Source organism: Polaribacter sp. 2405UD43-2 (genome assembly GCF_058147125.1).
The window spans coordinates 1-234 of record NZ_JBYVJX010000108.1; the positions used below are offsets into that span (position 1 = coordinate 1).

General features: G+C 33.8%; 1 pseudogene. It reads right to left on the bottom strand.

Annotated features, from left to right (window positions below):
* Nucleotides 1-234: pseudogene (locus tag ACY2RX_RS14935) on the bottom strand (M1 family peptidase); the annotation flags it as partial.

Here is a 234-nt window from a genome sequence, read left to right on the forward strand (position 1 = left end):
TTATAGAAAAAATACAAGTCAATCCCGTTAGCCATCTTTAAAATATCGTGCTTATAATCTGGGTCTGCTGCCCAAGTAAAATCATGCACATTTGGCGCTTTAAAATACCAAGTTAGTTTATTGCCTTTAGGTAGTTTTAAATCTTTAGAAGTATCTTGCTATCCGTGACCAATTTCTTGCGGATTTTGCAAATATCCTGTGCCACCAATCACATAATTTTTATCAATATGAATG